Annotated in this window: 1 protein-coding gene; it reads right to left on the reverse strand. The window is 36.6% G+C overall.

Going from position 1 to position 767, the window contains the following annotated elements; translation table 11 throughout:
• Positions 1-146: 146 nt before the first annotated feature.
• Entirely contained in the window at positions 147-593 is a 447-nt protein-coding gene (locus HI950_RS35420; protein WP_169091777.1) for a hypothetical protein, read from the reverse strand.
• Positions 594-767 lie beyond the last annotated feature (174 nt).

Genomic DNA, 767 nt, shown 5'->3' on the forward strand with positions numbered 1-767 from the left:
GTTCAACAATTGAGATGAACGGTATGGTCCTATGCTGATATATCCATAAACGTTGATATATAAGCATTTATAGGCATTTACAAAGACAAATAGATAATACTGTGCAATAAAAAAGCGCCCAATTATGGGCGCATTTTTATAACATGTTATAACGTAATTGAAATAAGGTCACGATCCAGAACGATGTTACCATCTTGCGGTACATCCCCAGCTACTCCGAAATGGTTAACAATAACATTTGAAGTAGCTGAAAGGATGACAACTACTTCATAGTGATCGTTGACACCAGCGAGATTTGTATTGAAAAATCTAAGGGAATTGGCTGGTATGGTAACAGTGTTGTTACCAATTCTTACTGGTGAATTGGTATCCCAATTAAAGACCATAACGGTTGCGGTTATCGGTGAAGATCTCCGATTCATGACTTCGGTATGGGCAAATGTTGTACTCGGATTTTTTTTGAGAACACCTGTGCTTCTAACAGTACCCGAAGTGGTGTTTTTCACCCGAACTTGCTTTTTTAACTGAGTGTTCAATTTTCTCTTCATCGCGCTGGTCTTTACTACTCTCTTAGCTGATGTTTTAATTTTCACTATATCATCTCCTACATGGGGAATAATATAGTATATATAAAATTGATAGATTTGTTTGTGCGGTATTACTAGTAGATAAGCACATTTAATAGAATTGAAAAACGTACTTTCTATTGTACATGAGTGGATATCAATACACACTAATAGACAGTATGGTCCGAATACGACGGCAGC

The organism is Paenibacillus sp. PL91, assembly GCF_012935325.2.
Classification (GTDB): Bacteria; Bacillota; Bacilli; order Paenibacillales; family Paenibacillaceae; genus Pristimantibacillus.